The organism is Corynebacterium sp. c25Ua_89, from assembly GCF_047459735.1.
GTDB lineage: Bacteria > Actinomycetota > Actinomycetes > Mycobacteriales > Mycobacteriaceae > Corynebacterium > Corynebacterium simulans.
Genome location: NZ_JASBOD010000004.1, coordinates 1 through 20532, shown reverse-complemented (window position 1 = coordinate 20532; position 20532 = coordinate 1). Strand labels below are relative to the sequence as shown.

Annotated in this window: 23 protein-coding genes; 9 read left to right on the top strand and 14 right to left on the bottom strand. The window is 58.9% G+C overall.

All coding sequences use genetic code 11. From position 1 onward, the window contains the following. Positions 1–28: 28 nt before the first annotated feature. Genes QKB66_RS07440 through QKB66_RS07430 form a run of 3 tightly spaced genes read right to left on the bottom strand, consistent with a single transcriptional unit; the run spans position 29 to position 2616 of the window. Positions 29–949 (bottom strand): DUF5926 family protein, encoded by a 921-nt coding sequence (locus QKB66_RS07440; RefSeq protein WP_311518030.1) that lies wholly within the window; start codon positions 947–949, stop codon positions 29–31. A 21-nt stretch (positions 950–970) separates the two neighbouring features. After that, entirely contained in the window at positions 971–1669 is a 699-nt protein-coding gene (locus QKB66_RS07435) for a glycerophosphodiester phosphodiesterase family protein (RefSeq protein WP_248093820.1), read from the bottom strand. Beyond that, positions 1669–2616 carry an L-lactate dehydrogenase gene (locus tag QKB66_RS07430; protein ID WP_061925105.1) on the bottom strand — a complete coding sequence of 316 codons (948 nt, stop codon included), beginning with the start codon at positions 2614–2616 and terminating at the stop codon, positions 1669–1671. Before QKB66_RS07430 ends, QKB66_RS07435 begins: the two co-directional genes overlap by 1 nt. A 130-nt stretch (positions 2617–2746) precedes the next feature. Between QKB66_RS07430 and QKB66_RS07425 the strand changes: the two genes are divergently transcribed. Further along, positions 2747–4594: an alpha/beta-hydrolase family protein gene (locus tag QKB66_RS07425; protein WP_414253007.1), complete on the top strand. Its 1848-nt coding sequence runs from the start codon at positions 2747–2749 to the stop codon at positions 4592–4594. A 27-nt stretch (positions 4595–4621) separates the two neighbouring features. Here the strand turns inward: QKB66_RS07425 and msrA are convergent, their stop codons facing one another. Further along, a complete protein-coding gene (gene msrA, locus QKB66_RS07420) occupies positions 4622–5272 on the bottom strand; it encodes a peptide-methionine (S)-S-oxide reductase MsrA (RefSeq protein WP_248093818.1) in 651 nt (216 codons plus the stop codon). Between the two features lie 197 nt (positions 5273–5469). Between msrA and QKB66_RS07415 the strand changes: the two genes are divergently transcribed. Continuing rightward, the gene (locus QKB66_RS07415; protein WP_061925107.1) at positions 5470–6072 is read left to right on the top strand and encodes a superoxide dismutase; all 603 of its coding nucleotides are present in this window, start codon (positions 5470–5472) and stop codon (positions 6070–6072) included. A 95-nt stretch (positions 6073–6167) separates the two neighbouring features. Here QKB66_RS07415 and QKB66_RS07410 read toward each other — a convergent pair whose 3' ends face one another. Further along, positions 6168–7076 (bottom strand): LysR substrate-binding domain-containing protein, encoded by a 909-nt coding sequence (locus QKB66_RS07410; RefSeq protein WP_414253006.1) that lies wholly within the window; start codon positions 7074–7076, stop codon positions 6168–6170. A 92-nt stretch (positions 7077–7168) separates the two neighbouring features. On the opposite strand from QKB66_RS07410, the gene QKB66_RS07405 reads away from it, so the two are divergent. Together QKB66_RS07405 and QKB66_RS07400 are read left to right on the top strand one after the other, a co-directional pair. After that, positions 7169–8338, top strand: coding sequence for an MFS transporter (locus tag QKB66_RS07405; protein WP_414253005.1), 1170 nt, complete (start codon positions 7169–7171; stop codon positions 8336–8338). Further along, positions 8331–9611 (top strand): copper oxidase, encoded by a 1281-nt coding sequence (locus QKB66_RS07400; protein ID WP_414253004.1) that lies wholly within the window; start codon positions 8331–8333, stop codon positions 9609–9611. Before QKB66_RS07405 ends, QKB66_RS07400 begins: the two co-directional genes overlap by 8 nt. 83 nt (positions 9612–9694) lie before the next feature. On the opposite strand, the gene QKB66_RS07395 is transcribed toward QKB66_RS07400, so the two are convergent. Then, positions 9695–11158: a TM0106 family RecB-like putative nuclease gene (locus tag QKB66_RS07395; RefSeq protein ID WP_414253003.1), complete on the bottom strand. Its 1464-nt coding sequence runs from the start codon at positions 11156–11158 to the stop codon at positions 9695–9697. Positions 11159–11224: 66 nt separating this feature from the next. Between QKB66_RS07395 and QKB66_RS07390 the strand changes: the two genes are divergently transcribed. Next, entirely contained in the window at positions 11225–11857 is a 633-nt protein-coding gene (locus QKB66_RS07390) for a DUF6474 family protein (protein ID WP_248093805.1), read from the top strand. Between the two features lie 113 nt (positions 11858–11970). Here QKB66_RS07390 and QKB66_RS07385 read toward each other — a convergent pair whose 3' ends face one another. Together QKB66_RS07385 and QKB66_RS07380 are read right to left on the bottom strand one after the other, a co-directional pair. Continuing rightward, the gene (locus QKB66_RS07385; protein WP_061925116.1) at positions 11971–12609 is read right to left on the bottom strand and encodes a LuxR C-terminal-related transcriptional regulator; all 639 of its coding nucleotides are present in this window, start codon (positions 12607–12609) and stop codon (positions 11971–11973) included. Positions 12610–12651: 42 nt separating this feature from the next. After that, complete coding sequence (locus QKB66_RS07380) at positions 12652–13824, bottom strand: sensor histidine kinase (protein WP_311518023.1); 1173 nt, start codon at positions 13822–13824, stop codon at positions 12652–12654. Here QKB66_RS07380 and QKB66_RS07375 point away from each other — a divergent pair. Beyond that, positions 13823–14362 (top strand): DUF2020 domain-containing protein, encoded by a 540-nt coding sequence (locus QKB66_RS07375; protein WP_311518021.1) that lies wholly within the window; start codon positions 13823–13825, stop codon positions 14360–14362. The genes QKB66_RS07380 and QKB66_RS07375 overlap by 2 nt on opposite strands. Here QKB66_RS07375 and QKB66_RS07370 read toward each other — a convergent pair. After that, positions 14359–14511 carry a hypothetical protein gene (locus QKB66_RS07370; RefSeq protein ID WP_096337096.1) on the bottom strand — a complete coding sequence of 51 codons (153 nt, stop codon included), beginning with the start codon at positions 14509–14511 and terminating at the stop codon, positions 14359–14361. The two genes, QKB66_RS07375 and QKB66_RS07370, sit on opposite strands and share 4 nt — an antisense overlap. After that, on the bottom strand, positions 14512–15243 hold the full coding sequence (locus QKB66_RS07365) for a class E sortase (protein ID WP_414253002.1): 732 nt from the start codon (positions 15241–15243) through the stop codon (positions 14512–14514). It abuts the gene before it with no gap. Between the two features lie 60 nt (positions 15244–15303). Between QKB66_RS07365 and yidC the strand changes: the two genes are divergently transcribed. Further along, positions 15304–16278: a membrane protein insertase YidC gene (gene yidC / locus QKB66_RS07360; RefSeq protein WP_414253001.1), complete on the top strand. Its 975-nt coding sequence runs from the start codon at positions 15304–15306 to the stop codon at positions 16276–16278. On the opposite strand, the gene QKB66_RS07355 is transcribed toward yidC, so the two are convergent. The 4 genes from QKB66_RS07355 to QKB66_RS07340 form a co-directional block, all read right to left on the bottom strand. Continuing rightward, complete coding sequence (locus QKB66_RS07355) at positions 16235–16843, bottom strand: TetR/AcrR family transcriptional regulator (protein WP_414253000.1); 609 nt, start codon at positions 16841–16843, stop codon at positions 16235–16237. The genes yidC and QKB66_RS07355 overlap by 44 nt on opposite strands. Positions 16844–16918: 75 nt before the next feature. Further along, a complete protein-coding gene (locus QKB66_RS07350; protein ID WP_248093793.1) occupies positions 16919–17182 on the bottom strand; it encodes a GlsB/YeaQ/YmgE family stress response membrane protein in 264 nt (87 codons plus the stop codon). Positions 17183–17336: 154 nt separating this feature from the next. Further along, positions 17337–18236, bottom strand: coding sequence for a universal stress protein (locus tag QKB66_RS07345; RefSeq protein ID WP_248093791.1), 900 nt, complete (start codon positions 18234–18236; stop codon positions 17337–17339). Positions 18237–18279: 43 nt separating this feature from the next. Next, on the bottom strand, positions 18280–18423 hold the full coding sequence (locus tag QKB66_RS07340; RefSeq protein ID WP_248093790.1) for a hypothetical protein: 144 nt from the start codon (positions 18421–18423) through the stop codon (positions 18280–18282). Here QKB66_RS07340 and QKB66_RS07335 point away from each other — a divergent pair. Together QKB66_RS07335 and QKB66_RS07330 are read left to right on the top strand one after the other, a co-directional pair. Then, a complete protein-coding gene (locus QKB66_RS07335) occupies positions 18371–19411 on the top strand; it encodes a pseudouridine synthase (RefSeq protein WP_248093788.1) in 1041 nt (346 codons plus the stop codon). The two genes, QKB66_RS07340 and QKB66_RS07335, sit on opposite strands and share 53 nt — an antisense overlap. A gap of 937 nt (positions 19412–20348) precedes the next feature. Next, the coding region (locus tag QKB66_RS07330) for a hypothetical protein (RefSeq protein WP_414252999.1) at positions 20349–20532 on the top strand (184 nt) is incomplete at its 3' end.

Sequence of the window (20532 nt, the reverse complement as noted above, 5' to 3'; positions counted from 1 at the left end):
CGCGCGGGAAGTACTAGACAGCTGCTTTCTAGCGCAGGGTGACCTGGCGGGATTTGATGTTCTCGAGCTGCTTGCGCTCGTCGGAGTTCAGGTTCTCGTCGTTGTCGATCTCTGCGGCGAGCGCCTTGTCGACACGGGCAAGCTCTGCCTCGTAGGAGTCGAATGCTACCTCTGGCTGCAGGTCAAAGACCGGCGCGATGAGGCCGTGGGTGCGGAAGACGCCGGCGAACTTGGTGTTATCACCAAGGTTCAGCTCGCCGCGTGCTGCAACGCGGGCTAGGGCGTTCAAGAAGGCGTTCTCATCATCGTTCGGGCGTACCCAACGGATGTGCGCCTTGCCGCCACCGGCGTTTGCCCAGAAGGCGATGCCCTCGATGTCGTTGCCTACCTGGTGGGACTCGATGACGGAGTCGTTTGCCATCTGCATGGACTGCGCCACCTGCGGGGTGATCTGAGCGCCCTCTGGCATCCACCAGGAGAAGTCCTGGTAGACGTTGATATCCAAGTCTGCAGATTCCTCAAGCAGCTCGCTAAGAGCCGGCTCGGAGCCGTCTGCCGCGGTGGACTCAAGGGTAGAGCCCGGCTCATTATTCTTTACCCAGTTCAGGGCGAATGCGAGGTCGCGGCCCGGGTTGTGGGTGTGGGACTGTACCTGCAAGCCCACGAATGCGTCGCCGCCGAACTCATCGTCACGGATGAGTGCGGCAGAAGCGCCCGGCAGAACGGTGGCGACATAAACGTCCTTGTCAAAGCCCTTGAGGGAAAGCTTTGCAGTCGCGGAAGGAACGAATTCCTGCATCGCAACGAGGGAAGCCTCAGCGCTCAAGCCGCCAAACGGACGGGCGTCCTTTTCTAGGGCCGCGCGCTCTGCGGCGCGAGCAGCTAGCTTGGCCTGACGGCGAGACATTCCCTCAGGCAGCTGTTCCTTGTTCTTTTTCTTCTTGGCCATGTTCACCAATCTACCTGCTGGCTAGAGCTCGATGGCGTGTAGGGCCACTTCTGGTTGATTCGTGGCCAAAATGTCTATCCCGTTGGACCACGCCCACTTCATGTCATCCGGTTTATCCACCGTCCACAGATAGGTGGGAAGCCCAAAGGCCCCGATGTCATCGGGGCGCAATTTGGCACGCAACAACGACATGCCCAGGCCCGTTGGGCGGGAAAGCAAAACATCCGGGAAGTGCCGCTCCCAGTCGCGACGTAGATAGAAGCGATCGACCTGCGGGGCAAGAGACTGCATGCGCCGGACTGCTTTGTGGGAAAAGGAAATCATGTGGATGCGGGGGTCGTCGAGAAGCCCGGCGTAGCGCAAGCGCAGCACCAGCTGTTCTTCAAGGACATCGCCCTGGCCGGAGGGATGCTTGGTTTCGATGTAAAGGTGATGCGGGTTATCGCCCAGCATCTCCAGCAGTTCATCGAGCAGCAGCATGTGCTGGCCGCCGCCGATGTCGACCTGGCGCAACTCCTGCCAATCCATCTGCGCGATGCGGCCCGGGCGGCCCGCGGTGCGGTCAAGGGTGGCGTCATGGTTGACCACCACCTTGCCGTCCCGGGACAGGCGGATATCGCACTCGAGGCCATGAATCGGCAGCTCCAGCGCCTTAGCAAATGCAAGAGGGGACAACTCCGGATATTTACCGGAATATCCCCTGTGCGCGACGATTTTCACTATCCGAAGATCTCAGTCTTGATCTTGTTGAGCGTTTCATACGAAGCGCGGAAGCGCTCCTTTTCGTGCTCGTCGAGCGCCAGCTCAACGACTTTGTTGATACCGGAGCGGTCGATCACCGCTGGGGTGCCGATGTAGGCATCCTCAACGCCGTACTGGCCCTGCAGGTACGCAGAAACCGGAAGCACAACTGCCTGGTTCTGGATGACTGCACGAGTGATGCGTGCCAGGCCCATGCCGATGCCGTAAGAGGTGGAACCCTTGGCGTCGATGATGGTGTAGGCAGCGTCGCGAGTATCTTCGAAGATCTTCTCGATGCGCTCGTTGTAGCCCGGGTCCTCCTCGGAGCGGTGCGAGAGCGAGACGCCACCGATGTTGGCAGAGGAGACAACCGGGAGCTCAGAGTCGCCGTGCTCGCCGATGATGTAGGCGTGGACGGACGTCGGAGCGATGTCATCCATCTCCGAGAGCATGTAGCGATAACGCGCGGAGTCCAGGATGGTGCCGGAGCCGATGACGCGCTCATGCGGCAGGCCGGAAGCCTTCCACACTGCGTAGGTCAAAAGGTCCACTGGATTGGAAGCAACCAGGAAGATGCCATCGAAGCCGTTGGCCATGACGTCGGAGACGATCGAGTTCATGATGTTGACGTTCTTATCCACCAGCTGCAGGCGGGTCTCGCCCGGCTTCTGCGCGGCGCCGGCGCAAATGACCACCATTGCGGCATCAGCGCAATCCGCGTAGGTGCCCTTGGTGACGCGGGTGCGCGAAGGTGCCCAGACCACGCCGTGGTTCAAGTCCATCACGTTGCCGGCGAGCTTCTTCTCGTCGATGTCGATGATGGCCAGGTGGTCGACGGTTCCTTGGTTAACGAGTGCGAATGCGTAGGCAACTCCAACATCACCTGCGCCGATGAGTACGACTTTGTTTCCTACATGATTTCCCATGAGCCCTATTGTGCCCCGAGTCTCCCAACTTTGCCTGTTGTACGCCCGATCTCACACAAGGGACTGTCCGATTTCACATCATTTATGCCCGATCAAACATCCCCTGCACGAGGGTGAGGATGCTGGTTGAATGGTTCGCATGCGTGATATCGCCCGCAGATTCGCCCGTACCGCAGCCATACATACCCTGTCAGCTGCGGTTTTCGGCCTGGAAGTGCTCAGCGATCTTACCCCTGGAGTACGCATGACGGGCAGGAGACGTTTGCCACAAAATATGGCGCCCGGCATCTTTGTGGCGGAAATTGCTACCTGGGCCGCAGTCTCCCCGTCGCTTTTGCCACGCCCTTGGTGGGTCACCGCAGCCAACGTCGCCATCGGTCAGGCAGCCGGACATTTCACGGCAACCACCGCTGCGTTTATCACTAAGCGCGGGCTGCACCACATCGGTAAGCGCCCGCAAGACAGGGTTGGGCCTACCACCCGTAACCGCACCCACCTCGCACTGGGCGCAGTCACTCTTTTGATGGGCGTGCGCTCTCTGCGTAATCAGAGCGAGCAGGCCAAGCTAGTCAACAAATACAACGAGCGCGGCCCCCAGTCAGCGGCACTCGGCATCGCCATCGGAACCCTAGGTTATGGCAGCCTGCTCGTCATCGGCGAGGCCGCCCAGCTCACCGTCACCCAGCTCTCCCGCCAGGCCCAACGCTGGCTGCCACGCTGGCTGGCGTGGCCGTTGGCCGGATCAACCGTGGGCTATCTCATGGCTTTGTTTAGTGACCGCATGCTGTGGCGGCGCTTCATCCACGACGCCTCGATGCAGGCGCTGCAGCTAAATAAGCTGGTCTATCCCGGCTCCGTGATGCCGTGGGAGCCTGAGCGCTCCGGCAGCCCGTGGTCCCTGGAGCCATGGACTGCCGTGGGCTCACAAGGCCGCGCCTTTTTGGATCGCGGCCCCCGCGCGCACGACATCAAGGACGTCATGCTCTGCTCTGATGCGCACGAGCCGATCCGCATTTTCATTGGCTTGGTCCAAGGCCGCGGCCCCATCACTGCCGCTCAACAGGCGCTCGCCGAGCTGGAACGCACCGGTGCCTTCCGCCGCGACACCATCGTAATTGAGTTGCCAGCAGGTTCCGGGTGGATCAACAACTACTCGGTGTCCGCGTATGAGTTTTTGACCCATGGCGACTGCGCCACCGTAACGCTGCAGTTTTCCTATCTTCCTTCGGTCTTTTGCTACGTCGTGGACCGCAAAGCACCAATCAATGCTGCACGCGAACTCATCGCCGCGGTGCAATCACGCATCAACGATATGCCGGAGGATAACCGGCCGAAGCTTTACTTCGCCGGGGAATCTTTGGGCTGCTACGGCATCGTTGAAAACTATCGGGACTTGGAGGAATTGCTGGCGGCTTGCGATGGCGCGGTCTTTACCGGCCCGCCGCGGATGACGGCTTTTACCCGCCGTTTGGCCCGCGCCCGCGACCGCGGTTCATTGGAGCGGCTACCGCTTATCGACGCCGGGCAACACGTCAGGTTCGCTTCCACCCCAGAACACATGGAGCACGACGCCTTTGGCAACGAATACCAGCGCTGGCAGCGCCCCCGTGTGGTCTTTGGCCAACACGCCTCTGACGCCATCGTCTGGTGGGATCGCCGCCTTATCTTCATGCGCCCTGACTGGATCCAGGAACCCACCCCAAGGACGCTGTACGCAGATACCTTCAGGCGCCTGCCATGGGTGCCTTTCATCACCTTCTGGCAAGTAGCTCTCGACCAACTCAATTCGCTCAACGTCCCTGGCGGGCACGGGCATAACTACTTCGAAGAAACCTTCTGGTACTGGGATAGCGTGCTCGGCTCACAGGCGCGTACGCAGCTAACGCCAGAACTGGCAGAACGCATGCGCGCCTTCGTCGAGCGCGATCAGCTCAACAAGCCTTCCGATTTCCGGCACCAGGTAAAAAAGCGGCTATAGCGCTCTCGCCCTAATGCGTAGCAACGCTTAGCCACACTTCACGCCAGTGGAATGATGTGGGCAGTAGCCGTGCGGGTTTTTGTGCAGGTACTGCTGGTGCTCGTCTTCGGCGCGGTAATACTCGCCTGCGTCGGTCTCAGATAGCACGACTACTTCGGTGGTGGTGTCACCAAAGCCAGCGTCGGCAAGCTTGCCCGCGTAAGAGTCAACGATGGCCTGAATTTCCACGCGCTCGGCCTCGGTCTCTGGATAAAAGGCCGAGCGGTACTGCGTTCCCACATCATTGCCCTGGCGGAAGCCCTGCGTTGGATCGTGTGCCTCCAAAGCCTTGACCACGAGCTCTTTCAGGCTTACCTGCTGCGGGTCATAGGTAATCTGCACGACCTCCGCGTGATTGGTCAGCCCGCGGCAGACCTCATAATAGGTGGGGTTTGGGGTGGTGCCGCCGGCGTAACCTACGGAGGTGGACTCCACCCCCGGGGTCTGCCAGAACATCTTTTCTGCGCCCCAGAAACATCCGATGCCGATCAAGAGAGACTTCTGCCCCTCCTTCCAGGGGCCGGTAATCGGCGTGCCCAACACAGCGTGCGGCTGCGGATCCAAGATCGGTTCCGCGCGCCCCGGCAGAGTATCTTCCCGGCTAACGATTTTCGGTTCTGGTTTAAACAACCACGACATGTTTTCTTCCTCGTTTCACTCTGAATTTGATGGTTATTTGATGGTTTTCACGAATTTTCTTCGGGCCGTTTGACCACCGTTTAGGGCCAAGGCCTGCTCTTCGATGCGGACGAGTGTAGCGCGGGGTGGAAAAATTGTGGCGGAATACTTTCAGCGCTCCTATCATTGGGCACCGTACCCAAAGAAAGGAATTAATAATGGCTGTCTACGAACTTCCAGAACTCGACTACGCATACGACGCACTCGAGCCACACATCTCCGCAGAGATCATGGAGCTGCACCACACCAAGCACCACGCTAACTACGTTGCTGGCGCTAACGCAGCTCTCGAGGCTATCGACGCTGAGATTAAGGGTGAGGGCAACGCTGACCGCCTGCGCGCTCTGTACAAGAACCTGGCCTTCAACCTGGGTGGCCACACCAACCACTCCATCTTCTGGAAGAACCTCGGCCCGAACGGTGGCGGCGAGCCAACCGGCGAGCTGGCAGAGGCTATCAACCGTGACTTCGGTTCCTTCGAGGCTTTCCAGAAGGCCTTCAACGCTGCGGCTCTTGGCCTGCAGGGCTCCGGCTGGGCTGTCTTGGGCTACGACCACATCGCTGGCCGCCTGCTCGTTCAGCAGCTGACCGATCAGCAGGGCAACACCTCCATCAACTTCACCCCGCTGCTCATGCTGGATATGTGGGAGCACGCTTTCTACCTCCAGTACAAGAACGTGAAGGCTGACTACGTCAAGGCAGTCTGGAACGTATTCAACTGGGATGACGTTGCTGAGCGCTTCGCTGCAGCTTCCAAGTAAGCGTTAATTAACGCTTTTAGAACCGGCCTTTACCCGCCTTTGATTGGCAGGAAGGCCGGTTTTCTTTTTGTTTTCACCTACTTCTCGAGCCCTTGTTAGACCCTGCCTTTTGCCCAGGCCCCTTCCACGATGAAGTCGCGGAACTGCGCGACCGGCGGGGCCTCATCGCCTTGCCTCCAGACGAGGCCAAGCTCGCGGTAGGCGGGCGGCTGCAGCGGAACGAGGTTCCCCACCTGCAGGTAGGGGTCATCGAGGGGCAGAAGCGCGCTGCCCAGGCCGGCGGCAACGAGTCCTGCCACAGTGGTCAGCTCCATCGACTCGAAGACCAACCGTGGGCTAAAGCCTGCACTGTCTGCCAGGGCGTCGAGAAGCATGCGCGTGCCATACCCGGGAAACATGCCGATGAAGGGTTCGTCGCGGAACTCGGCGATTCCTACCTCCGCGCGGCCTGCGGCCCAGTGCCCCTCGGGCACGGCGAGCCCCAGCCGCTGCCTCTCGATCTGATGCCAACCTACCTGTGCGCTAGTTGTCGGCTCCGCCGCTTCGGGCATAGTAGGCTGCGGGCCCACCAGCGCTAGGTCAGACTCGCCCGCGAGCACGCGGCCAACCAGCTCTTGCGCGGCGCCTTGATGCAGACGAATATCCACGTTCGGATGCTGTGCGCGATAAGCCTTGACCAGGTCAGGGACCATCCAGGTGCCCAGCGAATGCATGAAACCTAAGCGAACCGTGCCGCGTTCCGGGTCCATGAGCCGGGCCACCATATCCCGCCCGGCGCGCTCGGCGGCGAGCATCTTCCGTGCGTGCACTACGAATGCCTCACCGCGGGTATTGAGCACCAGCCTGCGCCCCACGCGGTTGAAAAGACTTGCCCCCAGCGCGCGCTCCATGCGTTGCACTCGGCGGGTGAGCGCAGACTGGGAAATGCCTAGCTCATCGGCCGCGGCGCCCACCTGTCCGAGCTCCGCAACGGCGACGACGCCACGAACGTCATCCAGGTTCATTCCCGCACCCACTTTTCTATATGCGCCGTCTGCATTAAGTTTCTAATTTTCAGACATTTTACACATGCATTGCCGCCACGCATGCTGTTTATATGACTAGAACCCGGCGCGCCATGCTCGCAATGCTCTTCGTGGGGCTGGCGATCTTTTCCTGTCTCTACACCACCCAAGCCCTACTGCCCACGCTGGTGGAACAGATGGGGCTCAGCTCCACGCAGGCCGCCCTGACGGTGTCAGCGGCCACTGGCGCGCTGGCACTATGCGTGATTCCCGCTTCCATCCTTTCGGAGCGATTCGGACGCGGCCGCCTGCTCATCGTCTCGGCGGTGGGCGCGACGCTGCTGGGCTTGGTCGTACCGCTGGCCCCAAACGCAGCATTGCTCATTACTTTGCGTGGCCTGCAGGGCGCAGTGATTGCCGGTGCCCCAGCCACGGCTATGGCCTGGCTATCTGAAGAGCTTTCTGCCACCGATCTCGCCCGCGCGATGGGCCTCTACATCGCCGGCACCTCCATCGGCGGGCTGACCGGCCGCCTCGTGCCCACCGGCATCGTGGAGTTCAGCTCTTGGCGCTGGGCGTTGTTCGGCTCAGCCTGCGTCTCGTTGTTTTTCGCCCTCGTTTGCATCTTGTTGCTGCCTGCACAGCGCAACTTCACCCCTAAGGCACTGCGCTTTGGCAACGAGCTACGCGCCATCGTTGGCCATCTGCGAAACCGCAAGCTGGTGGAGCTATACCTCGTGGCATTTCTGGCGATGGGCACCTTTGTCTCGATGTACAACTTCTTAGGATTCCGGCTCATCCAGCACTTTGGCCTGGCGCCAGCGCTGGCGGGTTCGGTGTTCCTTTTCTACTTGAGCGGCACGTGGGCCTCGGCTCGCGCAGGCCGGCTGGTACAGCAGATCGGCCATGGAAAGACGCTTTTTGCTTCCTGCCTTCTTTTCACGCTCGGCATCTTTGCCTGCGCTGGGCCTCTTCCGCTAGTTCTGCTGGGCATCGTGGCGCTGACGGTCGGTTTCTTTGCCGCGCACTCCACGGCTTCTGGCTGGGTGGGACACCTGGCCACCCATGACCGTGCGGAGGCCTCCAGCATGTACGTCTTTTGCTATTACTTCGGCTCTTCCGTCCTAGGCGCGGTGGCAGGCCTGCTTTTCGACGCCCTGCCCTGGGCCGGCTTCATCGCCTGTTACGGCGGCGCGGCGCTAGTACTGACAGGTCTGACTTTGACCTTGAGAAAAACGAATAAACTCGTGTTTTATGGATAAATGGTCAGCGCGCACGTGGCATCGCCGGGCCTCGCGTCCCGTGACAATCTGGATGATGGTCTTTATCGTTGCAGGCGCTATCCACACTTTTATCCCGAACGCGCGCTGGGTGCTCATTCACATCTTCACGCTGGGCATTCTGAGCAACTCCATCGTGGTGTGGTCCCAGCACCTTTCTGAGAAATTCGTGCAAACCCGCCTGCCGGATTCCGCCCGGCCCGCCCAGCTCACCCGCATCTATGCTCTCAACGCGGGCATTGTGCTGGTGCTTATCGGTCAATTACTTCTGCATGCGTGGTCACAGCACTGGATACTCACCCAGGTCGGCGCCACGATAGTTGCTGCGATGATTGCCTGGCATGGTGTTTCCTTGTTCGGCCAGTGGCGTGGAAGCAAGGGCAAACGCTTCCGCCCCGTCATTGCCGCCTACGTCGCCTCCGCCTTCTTCCTCGCGGTGGGCGCTGCTTTGGGCGCACTGCTTTCGGTGCATCCTGCTCACCCACAGCTGCTCATCGCCCACGTCACGGCCAACGTCGCCGGCTTCGTGGGCTTAGCCGCGGCCGGCTCGCTGACCATCTTGTTCCCGTCAATCTGGCGCACCAAGGGCGTCAACAAGCGCATGTGCCCGAGCTTCCTTTTGTTGGCGCTCGGCGTTGTCATCACCTTGGTCGGCACCATTGTTAACCACCCAGAGTTCGGGCTCGCGGTCTACTGCGTGGGCTGGGTCTTAAGCCTTGAGGGATGGGTCACCAACGTACTAAACGTGGCTAAGGATCCGCGCGGGCGGGTGAACTACCCTTCGATCTCCGTTCTGTGCTCCGCCTTCTGGCTGGTGGGCGCGCTGACCTACTACACCGTGCAACACTTCTTTAACCCTGAACCCGGCATTCCCACGCTTGGACTGGTGGTGGGCTTTGCCGCGCAGCTCCTCTTTGGCGTGATGAGCTACCTGCTTCCCATCACCATGGGCGGCGGCCCGGCAGCCACCCGTGCGGGCCTGCAAGAGCTCAACCGCTTAGGGCTACTGCGTGCCACCTTCATCAACGGCGGCGTGGCGATCTGGATGTCTTCGACGACCGTCTGGGTCACCCTGTGCGCCGCCCTCTTGTGCATCGGCTCCCTCGCGGTTTACCCGGTGCTCATCGTACGCGCGGTGAAAGCCCAAAAGGCAGTGCTGCTGAAGAAGGCCGAGGGCCCTGCCCCGGAGACCACCATTCCGTGGCACCAGCTGGGCATAGGCGCTGCCATCCTGGCACCACTGCTGCTGTTCTAGTACGCAGACTCGTCGCTTACAGCGGCGGTTCCGGCGTATCCAGGATCGGAGGATGCTAGAGAGAATAGATAAAGCCCCAAAGGCTAGATACTAGAAAGCGCAGGCACGCCCGGCGCGCCAGCACTGATGAAGTCGCGCACGGCACGGGTGGCCTGCACGTCGCCAGAATTGTAATCAAGGATTTGCTGGCGAACTTCCATATGCCCTGCCAAAGCTTCGCGGCGGGCGTTGACGGATTCTTCGCCGTCGAAGTCTTCGGGCCATTGAAACCCGGCAACGGGAGCCACGGTCTTAAGGCCGAGCCCGTAAGGTCCCACAAAGTTGCGCTTGACGTGGACAAACATGTCGACCCATTCGGGCGAGGCGATGAACTCTTCGACCTCTTCGAGCTGGGGGACGCCAAAACGCTTGGCGGACATGCGCATCCAGTGGTTCTCACCGTGCGCGGAATAGCAATAGGCCGCGAAGGTCTTGCCCGCGGCATGCGCCTGGGCGCGCAAGCCCATCAGCCACTCCCAGAACTCCGCGAAGTTAGCGGCCTCAGCGCGCCCGCCGAGCGGTTCCCAAGTCACGAAGGCGTGGTACTCACCTTCATACCAAGCACCCCAGAGATAAGCGCCCTGGTCAAGGTAGGCCTCCATGTCCACATCGACTTCGACGTCGGCACGTGGCACGGTGAGTCCGGGCTGAGCGCTCTGTGGAGTTTCATCGCGGCGCAAGAGTGGCTCGCCCACGCGCCAGGCCTTGGCTAGCTGGGAGGGCTCGCCCAACTGGGCGTCGATAAGCGCTTGTACCGTCTCGATGCCCTTTTCGCGGTAGGGCTTGGCGCGATCGCCCGGCAGGAACAGTGAAATGTCGTCGCGGTCGCGCAGCTCAGGCTCGCACAGCTTCCAGAAACGGCAGGTTGCGCACTCTTTGACGCGGCGTGGACCCGTGGGCAAAGGCTGCGCCAACGCACTCGCGACGTCGAAACGTGCGGTGTCGGTGAAAAATACCCGCGAGCGATCCTGGCCAATCGCTCCGCCCCGGCCCGAATTTAGATCAAGGTCCTCCAGCGCACTCGCGGCAAATGCCAGACGATAACCGTCGACGGAATGATGCCGCAGTTTATAAGGCTCCTCTAGTGGTTCACTAAGGCCTACCCTGTGGGTGGGCACCGCCAAAGTGCGCGCATTTTCGTTACGGCGCGCTACGCGGTGATTCGAGACGATGATCGGCGTATAGGCCTCACCCTCACGCAGCAGAAGGTCTATTTCTACCTTCCATTCGTCGGTGGCGAAAATGGCTCCCGTGATGTGCGTGTATCCATAAGCCAACGCTTCTAGCGTGGCCATAGAACGCTCCCACTCGTCACCTTCCAAGTCGATGCGCCGGAAGCGGCCGGGAGCTTTGACCGGCAGGTTCGCCATCGCGGCTTCTACAGCGGCCATGTGCCTTTCGGCCCGGGCCTTGGAGGCCTCAGTTGGCTGGATCTCCGGATGGGCACGCCGCTGCACCAGCCTATAGCGGCACCCCACGAGGTCCGCAGCACCAAGCACATCCTTCACAACGGGTGAGCTTAATAGAACAGCAAGGTAAAGTTGAACCCAGACAATTAAGTAAAGGAAAAATTTATGAGCATCGTGAAGAAGATTAAGAAGGCTCGCCGCGAAGCACGCGCCGAGGTCAAGGCCGCTAAGACCCGCGTCAAGGCAGAGGTTAAGGAAGCATCCAAGGCCCAGCAGCGCCAGCAGAAAATCCTGGCCAAGCAGGAAAAGGCGCTTATCAAGTCCGAGGAGAAGGGCCTTAAGAAGCGCCGCAAGCACGAAAAGAAGATGGCACAGCTCGAGCTCGATAAGCTCAAGCACGGCCGCCTTAACAAGGACAATGTCAAGCGTTACGCCGGCGCCCTGCGCACCGCTGCCCCACTGCTGCTGCCGCTCGTTTACCGCGGCATCGTTGCGGCACAGGGCCAGATTGAGACCAAACGCGCTAAGAAGGCCGGCCTGACCACCGATCAGATGGCGGCATTCTCCGGCCACGGTGCTTCCTTAAAGGCTCGCACCGCAGGCATCCGTAACACCCTCAAGGATTCTGATCTCCCGGCCGGCTTCAAGCGTGACGTGAAGGAGCGCCTCAACGAGGTTGACTCTTCCATCGACAATGCTGAGTACATGACCGACCAGCAGCGTCGCCGCGTACACAAGACCATCAACGCGGAGATCGACACCATCACCGCTGAAATCCAGCAGCGCCTGTCCGCATAAGGCCGATCAGCAGAGCAGTTCTCCACGCCGCCTTTTTTATTTTTTATTAGGGCTCAACCAAGTTTTGGCCCCCTATTAAGAACCTTAAAAAGGGCGGTAGGGCCGAGAAAGCTCTACAGCACGCCCTGCTCGCGAGCAGCCGCCACAGCGGAGGTACGCGAGCGCACGCCCAGCTTGTCGTAGATGTGCACCAGGTGGGACTTCACGGTTGCCTCAGACAGCATGAGGTCTTGGCCGATCTCACGGTTGGAAGCGCCGGCAGCCACCAGCTTGAGCACCTCTAGCTCTCGCGGGGTCAATGAGGTGCGCGGAGTGCGCACGCGGGTCATCAAACGATCTGCCACGATCGGCGAAAGCGCCGAGTCACCATCTGCGGCGGAATGCACGGCAGCGAGCAGCTCGTTCGGCGGAGCGTCCTTGAGCAGGTAGCCCACTGCGCCAGCCTCAATGGCGCCGAGAATATCGGCGTCGGTGTCATAGTTAGTCACCACGAGAACCTTCGGCGGATGCGCCATGGAGGATCGAATAGCTGCGGTTGCCTCAGCACCGCCCATCACGCGCGTGCCTTCCACGCCGGCGCCGAAGCGCAAGTCCATCAAAATGACATCGATTCCGCCGGCCTGTGCCGCGGACACCGCGGCCTCCGCAGTTGCCACCTCGCCTACAACCTCGATGTCTTCAGCGCCTTCGAGTACGGATCGCAGCCCGAGGCGAACGATCTCGTGGTCATCTGCCAACAAGACCCTAATCACGCGCGCTTCCTCCTAAAGTGGTCGAGACAATCATCCAAAAGTTTAATCTACCGTGCCGCCCAAGGGCATACTAACTGACACCGCAGTACCGGAACCTGGTGTTGACTCCACCACGACCTCACCGCCAAGCTCCTCCGCGCGCCGGCTCATAGCGCTGAGCCCAATATGCCCCAGGCCCGCGGGCTGGTCCTGTACCTTCGCTACGTCAAAGCCATGCCCGTTATCCACGACGTCGACACGCACCTCGTCCGGGGCATAAGTCACGGTGATGCGCGCGCGGGTGGCACCCGCATGCTTGACGACGTTGCCCACCGCGCCCTGCGCGATACGCAAAAGCGCCGCCTCTACCTTCATCGGCAGCTTAAGTTCTTCACCTTCTGCCTCCACCTCGACGTTCACGCTGCTAGTGGCCGCGAAATTCTCAGCCATGCGGTTAAGCGCCGCCTCCAGTGAGGTCTCCGCCAGCGCGGGAGGTTGGAGCGCCGCAATCATGGCACGGGCTTCGTGCAGGTTATCGGCCGCAGTTCGCCGCGCGAGTTCGATGCGCTCCTGGGCTCGCTGGATGTCTTCCTTCCCCAAGTCCCGATCCGCCGCATGCAGCAGCATCTGGATGGAGGAAAGCCCCTGAGCTAGGGTGTCATGAATCTCGTGGGCAATGCGCTGGCGCTCTGCGATCATGCCGCTTTCACGTTCCGATTCCGCCAGCTGCGAACGCGTCTCGATGAGCTCGCGATTCATCAGGGACAAGGCTCGGAATGCGTAATAGATGGCCACCGTCACTAGCGCGGAGACCGCAGGTCCCATGACACCGCCGAAGGTCAGCCCACCCGGGATCTGCATGATCACCGAAATCGCCGTCGCCGCAATGACGCAGACTATGCCCACGTACAGGTCCAGTACGTAGAGATACAAAAAGAACAGCGCGAAGACCAGGTAAATCGCAACAGGAGCGACGAACATGTCTGCCATCCACACGACGGATAGAATCACCAGCCATAGGTATCGCACGCCCTTTGGCCATTGCTCCAAAAAGACCGAGCCTGCGAAGTAAATTGCCGCAAACGCCGTCAGCAGCAACAGGTTAATCACGGCCTGCCACAACGGCAGGCGCACCGTGCTGAAGATGGCCACCACGAGCAAGGTCGCGGTAAGGATATGAATACCATTGCGCAAAGCCTCAGTCTCTGAGGAGCGCTGGTCTATTATGGACATCATGCGCAAAAGCCTACTGTCCGGCCTTCTGGCCGTCACGCTCGCCCTCGGCGCCTGCAGCTCCCAGGAGACCGCACCCGCGCCTCACGACGCCGCGCCGTCTTCCGCGGCTCCAGGAGACGGCCTGCCCGTCGATGCCACCGCCGAGCCGAATGCCGAAGAAGCTTGCCCCTATCTCGATACCCAGTGGGTAGCTGATACGAATGGGCAAAGGATGACCCGCACGGCCGTCGACAAGCGCTTTAGCACCCCCGCGTGCATCTTCTGGTCCTATCCGGAAGACCCGCAGGCCACGGTCGTAGTCCGCGAGATGCCGGACGTTGAACAGGCCCGTGCCGTGGTGGATTGGGCCGCCCCGGTCGATTCCACGGAACTAGCCGAGTTCGCAGGCTGGTCCGGCGGCCGCGGCGTCTTCGACGAAGCGTATTCCGTATACGCCGTGCAAAAGGACAACAAGGCCGTGCTGGTGTGGTCGAATCAGCTCCAGACCTTGAAGGCTGAGCTCATCGCCCAAGAGGCGATTAAGAACTTAGGCCTTTAAACCGCCACGTCGTTATACGGCATCATCGTCGAAACCCACGGGAAAACAACCTCCATCAGGAGGAAAAATACGCCAACCGCAATCGCGAGAGCCAGCACCGCTTTAACGGCGGTGGGCCCTGGCAAAAGATTCCATAGTGCGCGATACATCTAGCTCTCCTCCAGTACGGCAGGGGTCTTTCCCTCTACCTTTGGTTCATGTGCGACTTCCATGGCATGGACAATCATGCGCTCCGCATTCGAAAATTGCGGATGACAGGTGGTTAGGGTCAGCAAGGCTTCCGATGCCTGCTCGACCGGAGTTTCCCAGCCTGGCACCGGGGCGATGACCCCGACGTCGCCAGGCAGCGTGATATGCCGACCGCTCAAACCTTGGTACTCAGGCTTAGCCTTCTGTTCAGGGCTAAAGCAATCAGCTGGCGCGCCGTCGATTGGCAACACGCGGTAGGTTATCCACTCCGACTGGGTCTCGACCACGATGGCATCGCAGGTCTCGAGATTGGCCAAGTCATTAAATGGGGCACCCTTGCCCACGCGGTGGCCGGCGACGGCGAAGTTTCCGAGTTCCCCCGGCATCTGACTATCGGTGTAGCGACCTGGTCCGCGCAGCAGATCCTCTTCCTGCGTGCCCTCGACGATGGCGAATTGGAAATCCGAGCCGAAGGTTGGGATATACATCCGGGCAAAGGCCTCACCCAGCTTGGGCTGGAGCTTTCCGCGCGGGTTATGCCACTGCGTTTCCAGATTTTCGCTCGCTTTTTCCTGCAGGCGGCCGGACTCAAGGTTGGTCCAGTAGGCCTCATAAAAGGCAAAGAGAAGCAAGATGACGCCAACGGTCAGCAACAGCTCACCGATGACGGTGCTCACTCTATTCTTATTCATGTCTTAAGCTTAACCGCTGTACAGTAATACTGCCCTATCCGCACCCTGCGAAGGATCACTATGCTTGAAATATTCATGTACCCGGTCTCCGGAATCATGAAGTTGTGGCACATACTTTTCGCCCAATTCCTCGATAGCTCGCTGGCGTGGTTGGTAGCAATCGTCTTCCTTGTGATCACAATCCGCAGCTTTATTGCACCGCTGAATTGGCTTTCGGTGAAGTCGGGGCGCATTGGCGCGCTCATGCGCCCCGAGCAGGTCGCTCTCGATGCCCGCCTCAAAGAGGCAACCACGGTGGAAGAGGCGATGGAGATCCTCACCGCGCAAAAGGAACTGCGTGAGCGATTCAAATTCAACCCGGCGGTAGGCTGCCTGCCCATCTTCATCATCATGCCGATGTTCTTGGGCCTCTACCAGGTGGTTTTGCGCGCCTCCCGCGAGGGCAACAGCGACCATGTGGGCCTTTTAAATCCCGCAGACGTCGCGGCATTCCGCACCACTTTGCTCAACGGAGTACCAATTACGGATTTCGCCCGTGAGCACAAGGAACTTGTGATTCCCATCTTGGTGCTAGCGCTTTTGTTCACCGTTCTGAACATGGTCATCACGCTTTACCGCTCTTATCTGACCACGCAGTTTGATAAGAAGTTCAACCGCCGCATGCTGTGGTTTACGGTCCTGCTCATCTTCTTGGTGCCATGGCTGCTGTGGAGCACCGCAATGAACGCACCTATCCCGGTGGCAATCATTTACTACTGGGGCTGGACGTATCTTTACACGCTCATCCAGACAGTGGTTTATGAGCTAATCCTGCGCCGCCGTTACCCGCTACCAGAGGAAGTCCATGCCTTCCGCCGTGAGACCATCGGCCGCTGGCGTTCCAAGGAAGAAAAGCGCAAAAAGAAAGCCCGTTCCGGCAAGGAGGCAAAGAAACAGGCTAAGGCGAAGCGCAAGGAAAACATGCGCATCGTGGCGGAGGCTCGCAAGCAGCTTAAATCGAATAGTCAGCAGGAGGCGCAGAAAGAAGCTGAATAGCCAGTTCGCGCGCGGTCTTCAGCGGTGAAAGCTCACGGGTAAGGCGCGCGCCTGCCATGCCGCCGTCCAGGAAGATGAGCAGCTGGCTTGCCTGCGTGGCAGAAGGATAGCCGTTCTTTGCGGTAAGCAGCGCAGTCATGGTGTTGTGCACCCAGGTGCGGTGCTCTACGCAGGCTGCCACGATGCCGCGTTCAGCATCGGTTTCAGGGCGTGGATATTCGCCCGCCGCGTTTAGGAAGTGGGAGCCGCGGAATTCGATTTCTGGCTGTTCATCGATTGCTTTATCGAAGAAGGCCAGCACCTTCTGGTGCGGATCGGTCATGTTTGCGGTACGGGCTTCCCAATCGGCCCGATACTTTTCATCAAGCGACTCCACATATGCAATGACGAGGGCGTCTTTAGAACCAAAGAGGGAATAAAGGGAAGCCTTGGCCACATCCGCCTCGCGGAGAATACGGTCAATACCGATGACGCGAATGCCTTCGGTGGTGAAAAGATTGGTTGCGGACTCGAGGAGTCGGCTACGCGGACTCGGACGGTTCCTGCGCGATTTCTTTTCTGGCATATCCTCTCCTAAAACGACAAAACCGGTTCATCTATACAATATAGACAAACCGGTATGTACGCTAATTAGCGTTGTTTACTTGGGAGACTTCTTGGTAACCAGGCCGACAATCCACAGCAGCAAACAAGCACCGAGGGTTGCAACGACAATCATCAGAATCCAGCTGTTGCCGGTGCTGCCGCCGATGAGGGACATAATGCCCGCGCCCAAAAGGCCGCCCAAAATACCAACGATCAGGTTAGTCATCAGACCGTGATCACGCTTCATAATCTTCTCTGCCAACCAACCAGCGATAATGCCGACGATGATCGAACCGAAAAATCCAAGGCCCATGCCCATAGCTATCTCCTTCTATTAGTTCTTTCAGCTACAAGCACTATGGTGCCAGCAAAAAAATAAATACAAAAGGGACGATCTGCGTTTTCGCAGGTCGCCCCTCGAAGCGTTGATGAATCGTTAGCCAATTGCCAGGAAACCCCCAGAAACTAACGCCCTATTCTCCGGAATCCGGACGCACAACCATCATCGGGCATGGTGCCGACTGCAGCAGCGCACGGGAGGTGGAGCCAAGCAGCATGCCCTTGAAGCCGCCGCGACCGTGGGAGCCAACGACGAGCAGCTGGGCGCCATCGGCGGCGTCGGTAAGTGCACGAACCGGGCGGTCACGAGCAATAACCTTCTTGACCTGAACGCCTGGGTACTCCTCCTGAAGGGAAGCGATGCGCTCACTGAGCAGTTCCGCCTGCTCCTTTTCCACGTCTGCCCACTCAGCCTGTGCTGCGGAGAGGCCAGCGAGGGAAGCCTGGACCTGCATGTCCATCCAAGTGTGAACTGCGATGAGCTCAGCGCCACGGGCATCTGCCTCCTTGAAGGCATACGCGGTAGCCTTCTGGGAAACCTCAGAACCATCGACACCAACAACAACCGGACCGTACTTGTTCAGCTCGGTGACGTTATTGTTCTCACGAACCACAACAACCGGGCAGGCAGCGTGGGAAACCACGGAAGCAGAAACGGAACCCATCACCATGCCGGAGAGGCCACCCATACCGCGGGAACCCATGACAATCATCGTGACGTCCTTGGACATTTCCAGCAGCATGTCAATCGGGGAGCCTTCAGCCACCGTGTGGCCGATCTTCAGATCCGGCGCAACCTCATGAGCGATGGCGCGGCCTTCTTCGATCTTTTCGAGGGTTTCTGCCTGCAGATCATCGAAGAGCTCCTTCGGAGGGACCATGCCCTCTGCGTACAGGAATTGCGGCATGGTGTAGCTGGAGGCAATGCGCAGTGGGATGCCGCGCTTGGTTGCGGTGTTAGCAGCCCAACGAACAGCGTTCTTGGAGGCTTCCGAACCGTCTACGGCAACAACAACAATGTCTTCCTTGGCCATGATGATTTCCTTTCAGCTGGTTATACCCTCAGTCTAGTACGTACTAACCAATCTCCGCAGTAGTTGCAGCGTCTGCATTAGCTGGGAAAAATACGGAGTACAAGAACTCCGCAATCTGTGCGATTACGGCGCCAATGCCGTTGGAGAAAAATTCAATTACCGGTGCGAGAAGAGAGTCAAAATCCATGGGAAACAGACTAGTACATATGCGCAAGGGGTTCAGTCCATTGCCAATTAAAGATGGTCTGAATCCGACTAGGGTGCGCGTACCGGCCGGACCAATTACAGCCTGGGCATTTTTGGAAGAAGTGATTACAGCACAGCGCCACCGCAATCCGCTTGACGACGCGGCGGCGCTCCAGGCGCGCTTCGACAACAATGAGGTAGTTCTGCGCGACCAAACGGTATTGCACCCGAAAACACTGCTCAGCACCGACACTGACGTGTACTTCTACCGCATGCCGGCGCCCGAAACACCGGTGCCCTATGACATCCCGATCATCTTTGAAGACGAGCACCTGCTCGTAGTAGACAAGCCGCCATTTATGGCTACGATGCCGCGCGCCAAGCACATCGTCCAGACGGCCACTGTTCAGATTCGCCGCAAGACCGGAATCGACGAACTCTCACCCGCACATCGCCTCGACCGACTTACTTCCGGAATCTTGGTATTTACAAAGACGAAGGACGTACGCGGCGCATACCAGACACTATTTGCGGAAAGGCGTGTGCAAAAGACTTACGAGGCTATCGCCCCGCTTTCCGACGTTGCGGCGGGCACCGTGTGGGAGTCACGCATCGAAAAGACCCCTGGTGAAATCCAAGGGCACATTGTGGACGGCCCCGTAAACGCGATCACCATCCTCGCCGACGTGACGGCTGTGGATAACACCGCTTACGAAAGCATTCATGGCAAGCAACCCCCACTCGCCCGCTACACGCTCAAGCCAAAGACGGGTAAGACCCATCAGCTAAGGCTCCACATGTGGCAAGCCGGCGTACCCATCCTCGGCGACCCCGTATACCCCGTCATCTTTCCCGCCGACGCGGAGGACATGCGCGTCCCAATGCATCTGACAGCCACGCACATCGCATTCACCGATCCACTCTCAGGCAAGCCTCGCGAGTTCTCCTCAAATTTGCCACTCGTCGCCCATAATTTCTTGCACCCATAAATGATGTAATTCGTACGTCGATCCCATCGAACTTTTCACCAGGAAAATCACGAGAGTCCAGAAACTCATCGTTTGCCCAACCCACTAAACTGAAAAGAAATAAAAACAGCCAACCCGCATTCGAAACTGTCAAAAGCCAAGTCGCGCCCACATAAAAATACAGAGCGCAATAGAGCATTCATGCTCAAGCTCTCGCGCCCTGTACCCGGCCAGAAAGCAGTCACCCCAGACGCGAGCAATCCACCAAACAAGCACGACCCGTTACAGCAACCACGAACTAACCACAGACTTAGAGTTATAGTCCGCAGCCTAAGATCACCCCGAACGACTAAGACAGAAACCTCCGCAGACGATGAAAGCGGAGCAGCCGCAACGCAAACGAAACGACAAAAATTGAAAAGGCCACTTACCTCGGTGAGGAACGATCCCCCGAAACTAAACCGGCACCATGAGCGCCATAGCAACTCCGTGCCCCACTCATCGCCGCAACCAAAGGATGAACCAGTCCACGGCTGCAATCGCAATATTGAATTCGGCGGCGAAATGTCTACTTTCATGCGATCCATCCGTAGGAAGCTTTTCGAAATTGTGCCTTAAGCCGCGACTAAGGATGCCGAAGTGGAACAGTCACCGACACCGTCGCCCACGAGCGATAGTTCAGTCCGGCCTGGCGCCGTTATCGTTGAAACCGTCTCTACCTGCACATTCACAAGACGGACAATCACCAATTACACAGCTATGCAAATATAGAAACGCAATTCCCATCCGGCTCAGAATGGGACTACTCACGGAAAGGGTCTCGACTAGCCGGACAACGAAAAGCGCAATCTAAACGACATGCAAAGACGCAGGGATTGAGCATTCCTTAGGGAACCGGCAAAAAGTCGGTGTACAAACAGGAGCACCATTGGAAAATCGGTGCGGATTTCATGAATCATTGACACAGCAAGTATCCCTGCGATCACAAGATCTCGAATCATGGATTCCCGGATCCAAGGCCGATAACAACCAGCTTGATTGCCCAAGTGCCGTCACAATTATGCGACGAAAGATGAAGTATTATGCTTCTCCAGAGCTAGGCGCCTTGGGAAATGATCTCATCGGCATTAACCAAGCGGGGG